Source organism: Clostridium sp. UBA2485 (assembly GCF_002341865.1).
Lineage (GTDB): Bacteria > Bacillota > Clostridia > Clostridiales > Clostridiaceae > Clostridium_J.
Genome location: NZ_DDOV01000100.1, coordinates 1 through 9,440 on the forward strand (window position 1 = coordinate 1; position 9,440 = coordinate 9,440).

The window sequence follows — 9,440 nt, forward strand, 5'->3', positions numbered from 1 at the left end:
AGCTGGACATTAATGTCCAGCTTTATTTTGTGAGAATTGATAGAAAATTTTTGCTAAAGCTCAAGATTTACAATTCTAGTTTTTATATTTTAAGGTACTATTAAGAATCAATGATATGTTTAAGAATGTCTAGTAAATAATAATTAAGCAATTTAATAAACCAATTCTTTTAATTGTTGGAAAATACTATTAAATCAGAAAAAGAGAAGGTATAATAGTAAATAGATAATTAAATATTTATTAACTTTTTATATACAAAGATAAATTTTAATATTTTTTAAAGCAAAGTTTAGGAGGGAATAACATTGGAGGTTCTAAGATTTCAGCAATTTAGAGAAAAAATCAGAGATAACATAGGAAAAGTAATTATAGGTAAAGAGGGCAATATAGATAAAATTGTAACAGCATTCATAACTTCTGGACATGTTTTATTAGAAGATGTTCCTGGACTAGGAAAAACTAAGCTTGCTAAAAGTTTAGCTAAAACTATGAATTGCAGCTTTAAAAGAATTCAATTTACACCAGATTTATTACCATCAGATTTAACAGGAATTTATTTTTATAATCAAAAAGATTATGAATTTGAATTTAGACAAGGACCACTTTTAAGTCAAATAGTGTTGGCAGATGAAATAAATAGAGCAACTCCTAGAACTCAATCAGCATTGCTTGAATGTATGGAAGAAAGACAAATTACTGTAGAAGGACATACAATTAAACTAAACAAACCATTTTTTGTTATAGCAACTCAAAATCCTGTAGAACAATTTGGTACATTTCCACTACCAGAAGCACAATTAGATAGATTTTTCATGAAACTTTCTATGGGATATCCTAATTATGATGAAGAGAAAAATATGATGAATAGATTTATGGAATCTGATCCATTAAATGATTTGCACTCGGTTATTACTATGGAAGAAATAGAATATGTTCAAAACAATTATAGTAAGGTACATGTTAGCGAAGAAATTAAAGAATACATATTAAATATAGTAATTGCGACAAGAAAGCATAAAGGTATTGAATTAGGGTGTAGTCCAAGAGCAACATTAAATTTAATGAAAGGTTGTCAGGCCTATGCAGCAATTAATGGTCGAGATTATGTAATACCTGAGGATGTTAAAATTTTAGCGCCATCTATTATGAGTCATAGAATAATTTTAAGAAGCGAAATAAATATAGATGATAATAAAGCTGAAAAATTAATAAATGACATATTAAATACTATAGAAGCACCTTTAGAGAAATTATAGAGGCGACATTATGGTATATATATTTTTATTTTCATTATCAATACTTTTAGTTTACATAGGATATAAAACAAGAACTAAGGGTTTTGATAACCTTAAAGTATTTCGTATAGTTGAAAACAATAGAGTTATAGAAGGTGAAAGCTTTAAGATTACCACAGTTATAGAAAATAATAAATATCTTCCTATTTCTTTTTTAGCCATTTCTGAAAAAATTCCTTATGGAATAACCTATAGTGGTGAGAAACTAGACTTTAAAGATGGAAATAGTTTATGGCATATAAGTAAATATAGCATTAAATGGTTTGAAAGAAGAAGAAGAACCTATACTTTAATAGGGATGAATCGTGGTACTTATTTAATAAAAGATATGAATATCACTATAGGCGATATTTTTGGATTTTCTGTGGATACTAAGGAAGTACAAGATTTTATAGAGATGTTAGTATATCCAAAGCTTATACCTATAAAAAAATATGTTTTTGATACAACTAATTTTAATGGAGATAATACAGTTAAAAGATGGATTCACAAGGATCCTTTATATATAAAAGGTATTAGAGATTACAATGTAGAGGATAGAATGAAAGATATACATTGGAAGTCTAGTTTAAAAATGAACAAGCTTATGGTAAAAGACTATGATTACACATCTGAAAGACAACTTATATTAATATTAAATATTCAATGTCATAAAGACCATTGGTCTTATATAAAAAGAGATGTTATTGAAAATGGAGTTAGAATTATAGGTGCCTTAGCATATAAAGCCATAAAAGAAGGAATACCTACAGGAGTATGGACAAATGGAAGAATGATATCTTATTCGGATAATTTTCCTAGTGAAGTATCACCTGAAATTAATAGTTTTAAAAAAATTATGGAAATTTGCGCCAGGGTAGATTATACGATCAAAACAGAGTTTAATGAATACCTTCAAAGTAATTTACGAAGATTTGAAAGAAACTGCACCTATGTAGTAGTTACCCCTTATTTAGATAATGAAAGTAGAGTAATATTATCTAAAATTAAAAATAATGGATTTAATGTTAAGATGATAGATATTTCAAATGATAATTCTATAAGCCCTATTGAAGGTATAGAAAAGCTTTCTTTTAAAGGAGTGAATCAATAATGAACTGGTATAGACAAGTAAAAACTCTATATACTACAACATTAACAATATTTTTCTTTATTATGTGGGCTTTTATAGAAAAAATAATATTTCAAAATAACATAAAATATTCATTAATTATTATAACTTTTATTTCTGTGTTTTTAATGCAATATTTGATTTACAAAAGAGTTAATAAATATTTATCGGTGGCAATTCCTTTAATAATTTCAATATTAATTTTACATTTTATATTAAAAGATTCGTTGATAATTGTAAATTTAATATTTGTAGTTGCAACTATGATTTTTAATTTAACCTTAGAAAATGATACCATAAATTATTATCAGTGCAAAAGAACTTTAACTAATGGATTATATTTAATAGTTCCTATAGGGATTATTGGAATAATGTTCCGGTCAGATTTGATAATATATCTTTTTAGAGCGTATATGTTTTATCTAATACTTATGATTATTACCTTTAGGGAAAGCTTAAGATATATGTATAATATAAGAAATAAATCTTCTATATATGTAAATTTGGGAATTATATTAGGAATAATTGCACTATGTCAAGAATACATATTCAGTGCTTTTAATAAGATTATAATATGGATTTTTGGAGTAATATCTTTTGCTGCTGACCTAATCTTAACACTAATAGTAAAAATTTTTGAAAAGCCTATGCAATTTATAGTAGATAGCCTTAAAAAAATTATGATGAAAAATCAGCATTTAGAAGAGATGTTAGATAGGTTAGGAAATAAAAGTGAAGTAAGAGAATTTATATATGAAGAAAGCGTATTAAAATACCCTATATGGATTAAAATTGTACTTTTGATTATAGTACTTTATTTCTTATATAAAATAATTTGCAAAATTAGAATAAATGTTAAAGTTAATGAAAATTATGTGGAATGTATCGAGAGTATAAATGAGAAAAGTCAAGAAAAGAAACCAAGTTACATTTCTAAATTTATAAAAAAGATACTTAGAAAAAAAGGAGATATACGAGAAGAAATTCTTTATAACTATAAAAACTTTGAAGAAATTACAAAAAAGGCAGATATATATATAACTTATATGACTGCTACTCAACTTAAAAATGTAACAAAAGTAAAGATAGATAACGTAGATGGTTTAGATGATACGACTAATATATATAACAAAGCAAAGTTTTCTACACAAGAGCTTAGTGAAGAAAATTTACAGCAAGTAAAAAATAGTTATGAAAATATAAAAAAACAAATATAAAAAATATTTTTAGAAACTTTTAATCTAAAGAATATCTATATTGATATTTCATAGCTATTACAAAAAATTGAATTTAATTAATTATAATATATAGAGTAAAGAGAATATAATACAAAAAGTTTAGGAAGCAACTGAGTTTTATAAAACATATTATAAAATAATCAATTCAAAGGCGTAATAAAAATTATAGTTAGCTTAGATAATATGACTAACATATACAAAGGGAAAGTTTTAATATTTGAGTTTAAAGAGGAAAAGTTGTATTAAGTGGTATATGCATATAAAGGTAAAAATCATGTGCAAAAGCAAAATCTCCAAAAAGGTAAAGTAATAATTTTACAAAAAGGTAAAAAACTTTAAACAAAAAAGTTTCAACAAAATTTTAGTTTTTCGACATAAAAACATATGAAAAAGGAATAATTTAACTGCTAACATTATAGCATAGATTTAATAAATATCAATAGAAATACAAATCTGTCATTTTAAAGGGATAAAATATAAATGAGCGTTACAGTAAATGACATAATTTTTTAACCTCTAGTGATACAATTTACTCATGTAGAGAGAGTTAGGTTGAGGGGGTCGTCTAAGTGGTTGTAGTTGAAACTTTAGCGCAAGTTGTAGAAATTGAAAAAAATGTAGAGTACAACTATGTCTATAAATTATTAGAAAGTAGTTATAGTGTAGATGTTAACGGAAAAACTCAGATTGTACAAGCGTATGGTATAGAGGTAGAAAGAGAAGATGTAGTAAAAGGAAAAAAAGTATCCCAGTGCAAAGATTTTGTAAAGTATATAAGTCCTCAGAAAGAAAAAGTAGGAAGTTTGATGAAAATGTTGTACCAACACCTAGTATCTCCTATACATCTAATAGACGTTATCGGGGAATATGTTGATCAATGTGTTAATGATTTTGATGAAGAATTACTTATTAGGGAAATAGAAGATTTTAAAAAAATAGTAGCGTTATAAGAGATGAATCGTCTCTTATATTAAATAAGGGAGAATTTCTCCCTTATTTTTTGTAAATATAAAAATTCAAGGAAATAATGAGATAAACTTATATAATAACAATTTATTTTAATAGAATTAATTCTAGTAGTCTGTTGCAATTTTCAAATTCATGGTAATATAGATAAAAGGGTGTAAATTATAAGAATAGTATAATTTTAATATGTATTAAATTAAAAATCTTAAATAATTGGTAAAGTAGAGTTATCAATTAAAAGGATGTAAATAACTCCTTTAAGACATCAGAAAATAATTAGCGGATGTTTTACTATATGATCAAGGTTCTATTGTATTACATACGATATTCTTAGAACTTTTAACTAATTATTTTAGATGACTAAAATATTTTAATTATTTTGAAAAGAGACTAATTTTCACTTAATTAAATTTATAAGGAGGTGAGCCAGTGATAGTAGGTATTGGGGTGGATATAGTTGAAATTCGAAGAATAGAAACTGCTATGAATAGAACAAGCGGATTTTTAGAAAAAATTTTTACTGATTCTGAGTTAAAGCATTTAAAAAGTAGAAACTTAAGACCAGAATATATAGCTGGACGATTTGCTGCAAAGGAAGCTGTATCGAAGGCTTTAGGCACAGGTTTTAGAAGTTTTAATTTTAAGGATATAATAGTTGAGAATACTGCTCTTGGAAAACCTATAGTAACTTTAAGTGGAAATGCTGATTTAATTGCAAAGGAAATGGGAGAGTATAATTTGCAATTGAGCATTTCTCATGGTGAGGATAATGCAATAGCTTATGCTATATTGGAGGTGAGGCTTAATGGGGAATAGTCTTCAGAACTTCAAGAACACAATCTTTACAAATCTACATAATATTTATTTTAAAGAAATCAAGTTAACAGAGGAGTTTATTATAAACTCACTGAAGAAAAGAAAAATAGATGGACACAAAGGTGATTACGGAAGAGTACTTATAATATCAGGTTCTAAAGGATATAGTGGTGCAGCCTACATAACCACTCAAGCAGCAGTTAGAAGTGGTGCTGGATTAGTCACACTATGTACTCATAAAGAGCTTCAAGATATTATGTCTATAAAGCTTTGTGAGGCAATGACAGTAAATTTTGAAGAGACAGATAAGATTAATAATATTGTTGAAAAAAGTAATGTAATAGCTTTTGGTCCTGGAATGGGAAATAGTAGACTTACCTTTAATATATTAAAAGAAATTTTAACTAAAAGTGAGTGTCCTATAGTTATCGATGCTGATGGATTAAATGTATTGCAAGGACAACTAGAACTTTTAGAGTATAAGAATAATGAGATAATATTAACTCCTCATTTAAGAGAAATGGCAAGACTTACAGGTTTAACAATAGAAGAAATTAAAGAAAATAAAGTTAAAATAGCCAAAGAATTTGCTAAAGTACATAATATTATTTTACTTCTAAAAGGATATAATACTATAATTACTGATGGAACCGTGGTTTATATAAATACTACAGGAAGTAGTACTATGGCATCAGGTGGTATGGGAGATGCTTTAACAGGAGTAATATCATCCTTTATAGCTCAGGGGTATGAGCCTTTAAAAGCTACTTATTTAGGTGCATATATACATGGGTATTGTGGAGATTTGTTGTCAGAAGAAATGTTCTGCGTCAATGCTACTCATTTAATAGAGTACTTACCTTATAGTATTAAAAAGCTCATGGATAAGTTATAAATAATTTAATTTGATAAGCTTTAATAATTGGTTATAGTATTAAAAAAATAATAATAGATATAGTAGTGTATTACTTTATATGGGGGAATGTATTATGAATAAACCATTAAGAAATTCACTACTAGCTATAGGCAGTTTAATAATCTTAACTATAGTATTCTTCGTGATAAGGGGGCTGAAAAGCTCTGTTACAGAAGAAGTACAAATAACTGAATATTTGAAAAATATAAAAGCGTATAAAAGTGATGTAATAATTGAAGTGAATAATTCAAAGCAAAATTTAACTTATAAGGGTAAACAAGCTTATATGAAGAATTCAGCATATATATTAGAATTAGAGGATGAAAGGGTATTTACTTTTAACAGCGATCAATTAGTTGTTAAGGATAAACATAATAATAGAGAATATGCTCTTTCAAGTGATTTTGATGAAGTATTAAAGTATTGTTTTATAGGGGAATTTATAGGCCTTTTATATACAAATGAAGAGATAAATTATTCTATTGAGCAAGTGGATAATACACAGTGTTTAGCTATTGATTTATTACTTCCAGGAATAAATAAAAATATTCATAAAGGAGTAATGTATATCAATTTAAAGAACGGTTTGCCAAAAGAATTCCGTATCCTAGATATTAAGGGGAAGGAAAAAGTAAAGTGTACTTATGAAAATTTTGTAGAGTTAGAAAAAATTGAAGATTATGAATTTGAAGGAATATAGTTACAAAAGGGCAAATTAGAGATATTATAGAAAATTAAGATAGTTAAATTAACTGTGAGGTGGAAAATTTGTTTAGACATTTAAGACCAGTATGGGCAGAAGTAGATTTAGATAAACTAGCTTATAATATGAGGGAGATAAAGAAAATTGCTAAAAGCAAAAATATTGTAGCGGTAGTAAAAGCAGATGGGTATGGCCATGGAGCAGTGGATATAGCACCAGTGCTTTTACAAAATGGAGCTAATGGATTAGCAGTTGCAGTAATAAGTGAAGCAGTAGAATTAAGAAGAGCAGGGATTGAAGCACCAATTATGGTACTTGGTTTCACACCTCCTAATTTAATAGATAATTTATTAAGATATGATATTGAGCAGACCGTAATTAACTATGAATTTGCCAAGGAGCTATCTAATATGGCTCGTAAGAAAAATAAAATAGCTAAGATTCATATTGCAGTGGACACAGGTATGGGACGTATAGGGTTCTTACCAAATGACAAAAGTGTTGATGAAATTTATAAAATTAGTCAATTATCTAACATAGAAATAGAGGGTTTATTTTCACATTTTTCATCAGCTGATGAAGGGGACAAGGAGTATACTAAATTACAGGTGGAACGTTTTAACGACTTTTACAATAAACTTAAAAATTTAAATATAAAGATTAATAATAGGCATATTGGAAATAGTGCAGCAATCATTGATTTACCGGAAACTCACTTTGAGTCGGTAAGACCAGGAATTATACTATATGGATATTATCCATCAAATGAAGTAGTAAAACAGAAAATAAAGTTAAAACCAGTAATGTCATTAAAATCGAATATTATTCATATAAAAACTTTACCACCAGGAGAACATATAAGTTATGGTAGAAGATTTAAAACGGAAAGAGAAAGTGTTATTGCTACCCTTCCTGTAGGATATGCTGATGGTTATACAAGATTACTTTTCGGAAAAGCAAAGGTTATTGTTAATGGGAAATTTGCACCAGTAGTTGGTACTATATGTATGGACCAATGTATGATAGATGTAACAAACATTGCAGGTGTAGAACTTGGAGATGAGGTTATACTAATAGGTGAAGACGACCATAATAATAAATTTACTGCTGATAATGTAGCAGAACTTCTAGGTACGATAAATTACGAAATTGTTTGTGCTATAAACAAAAGAGTACCAAGAGTTTACATAAAAGGTGGTAAAGTAATCAAAGTTAGGAATTATGTATAATTTTTAGGCTATCAGAAAAAGTAAAAAAATGTTGTAGAAAGTAGAAAAAAGCCCATAATTTCTTTGACATCTTGACAGCTGTTGAATTATAATTAAAACTGTACATAATGGTTGTTATTAGTTATATAGGAGGTATTAAATTTCCATGTCAGATTCAAAGAAATTAAGTGTGAACCTCTCCAAAACACTTTTGGGAAAAATTGGTAAAAGTTTAAATGCAGATTATAAAAAAAATAGTGAATTTATTGACGAAGCCATAATACTATATATAGAAGAGGAAAACTCTATCGATTTTATAGAGACTATGAAGCAAGGTTATTTATCTATGGCTGAACTAAATTTAGAAATAGCAGAATTTGGTTTAGAACAAGATGTTTGTGACTTCATAGAATATGAATCTAGGCTTTAGGAGAGTGAATTGCCTAATGACAACTGTTGTGAAAAGAGGAGATATATTTTACGCTGATTTAAGTCCAGTTGTTGGATCGGAACAAGGTGGGGTAAGACCGGTAATTATTATTCAAAATGATATTGGAAATAGATATAGCCCTACAGTAATTGTTGCAGCTATTACTTCTCAGATAAATAAGGCGAAACTTCCAACTCATGTAGAAATTTCTTCTGAGGAGTATGGATTAAATAAAGACTCGGTAGTTTTGCTAGAACAAATAAGAACATTAGATAAAAGAAGACTTAAAGAAAAAATAGGTCATATGACAAAAGATGATATGGAAAAAGTTGATACATCTTTAATGCTTAGTTTAGATTTAAAGCATAAAAATAAAAATAACTAATATATAGGAGTTGTGAAAATCACAACTCCTTTATTAACTATTTTATTGAATAATAAAAATATATTTTAGGTAATATATGATATGTATTTTAAAATAGATAATAATACTTATAATATATATAGATGTAGCAGTTCTAAATTCAATATATATGTGAAAATAGTTAATGTTTTTTAGTATTATAATTAGGACTATTAAATTCACAATTGTGGATATTTTTCAGCAAAAGCTGAGAAATATCCACAATTGATTTATTTTTAAAGTGACGCAGTCACTTCTATTAAAAAATCTAATTAAAGAAATTAATTTGTAAAATTAATTTCAACCACAATCGTCAATTGTCCATTTTCAATTCTCCATTAATTAAAGTTGTGA

The 9,440-nt window shown here is 27.1% G+C and carries 10 protein-coding genes; all 10 read left to right on the top strand.

What is annotated here, in order from left to right:
* Positions 1-305: 305 nt before the first annotated feature.
* The 10 genes from B3603_RS19110 to B3603_RS19155 all read left to right on the top strand — a co-directional run bounded on the left by B3603_RS19110 (position 306) and on the right by B3603_RS19155 (position 9,068).
* The gene (locus tag B3603_RS19110) at positions 306-1,256 is read left to right on the top strand and encodes an AAA family ATPase (protein ID WP_291567896.1); all 951 of its coding nucleotides are present in this window, start codon (positions 306-308) and stop codon (positions 1,254-1,256) included.
* A 10-nt stretch (positions 1,257-1,266) separates the two neighbouring features.
* Entirely contained in the window at positions 1,267-2,388 is a 1,122-nt protein-coding gene (locus tag B3603_RS19115; protein ID WP_291567898.1) for a DUF58 domain-containing protein, read from the top strand.
* Positions 2,388-3,623 (top strand): hypothetical protein, encoded by a 1,236-nt coding sequence (locus B3603_RS19120; protein ID WP_291567900.1) that lies wholly within the window; start codon positions 2,388-2,390, stop codon positions 3,621-3,623. The genes B3603_RS19115 and B3603_RS19120 overlap by 1 nt, the downstream gene beginning before the upstream one ends.
* Positions 3,624-4,213: 590 nt before the next feature.
* Positions 4,214-4,594 carry a DUF6514 family protein gene (locus B3603_RS19125; protein ID WP_291567902.1) on the top strand — a complete coding sequence of 127 codons (381 nt, stop codon included), beginning with the start codon at positions 4,214-4,216 and terminating at the stop codon, positions 4,592-4,594.
* A gap of 445 nt (positions 4,595-5,039) precedes the next feature.
* Entirely contained in the window at positions 5,040-5,426 is a 387-nt protein-coding gene (acpS, locus tag B3603_RS19130) for a holo-ACP synthase (protein WP_291567904.1), read from the top strand.
* Positions 5,416-6,321, top strand: coding sequence for an NAD(P)H-hydrate dehydratase (locus B3603_RS19135; protein ID WP_291567906.1), 906 nt, complete (start codon positions 5,416-5,418; stop codon positions 6,319-6,321). Before acpS ends, B3603_RS19135 begins: the two co-directional genes overlap by 11 nt.
* Before the next feature lie 94 nt (positions 6,322-6,415).
* Positions 6,416-7,042 (top strand): germination lipoprotein GerS-related protein, encoded by a 627-nt coding sequence (locus tag B3603_RS19140; RefSeq protein WP_291567908.1) that lies wholly within the window; start codon positions 6,416-6,418, stop codon positions 7,040-7,042.
* Positions 7,043-7,110: 68 nt separating this feature from the next.
* Positions 7,111-8,274, top strand: coding sequence for an alanine racemase (gene alr / locus B3603_RS19145; protein ID WP_291567909.1), 1,164 nt, complete (start codon positions 7,111-7,113; stop codon positions 8,272-8,274).
* A 145-nt stretch (positions 8,275-8,419) separates the two neighbouring features.
* Positions 8,420-8,683, top strand: a complete 264-nt coding sequence (locus B3603_RS19150; protein ID WP_291567910.1) for a CopG family transcriptional regulator — start codon at positions 8,420-8,422, stop codon at positions 8,681-8,683.
* Between the two features lie 16 nt (positions 8,684-8,699).
* Positions 8,700-9,068, top strand: coding sequence for a type II toxin-antitoxin system PemK/MazF family toxin (locus B3603_RS19155; protein WP_039636465.1), 369 nt, complete (start codon positions 8,700-8,702; stop codon positions 9,066-9,068).
* Positions 9,069-9,440: the final 372 nt, after the last annotated feature.

Bases quoted from the DNA above. Each gene is read 5' to 3' on its own strand.
- B3603_RS19115 (WP_291567898.1), top strand. From the start codon at position 1,267: ATGGTATATATATTTTTATTTTCATTATCAATACTTTTAGTTTACATA.
- B3603_RS19120 (WP_291567900.1), top strand. From the start codon at position 2,388: ATGAACTGGTATAGACAAGTAAAAACTCTATATACTACAACATTAACA.
- B3603_RS19135 (WP_291567906.1), top strand. From the start codon at position 5,416: ATGGGGAATAGTCTTCAGAACTTCAAGAACACAATCTTTACAAATCTA.
- B3603_RS19140 (WP_291567908.1), top strand. From the start codon at position 6,416: ATGAATAAACCATTAAGAAATTCACTACTAGCTATAGGCAGTTTAATA.
- B3603_RS19150 (WP_291567910.1), top strand. From the start codon at position 8,420: ATGTCAGATTCAAAGAAATTAAGTGTGAACCTCTCCAAAACACTTTTG.
- B3603_RS19155 (WP_039636465.1), top strand. From the start codon at position 8,700: ATGACAACTGTTGTGAAAAGAGGAGATATATTTTACGCTGATTTAAGT.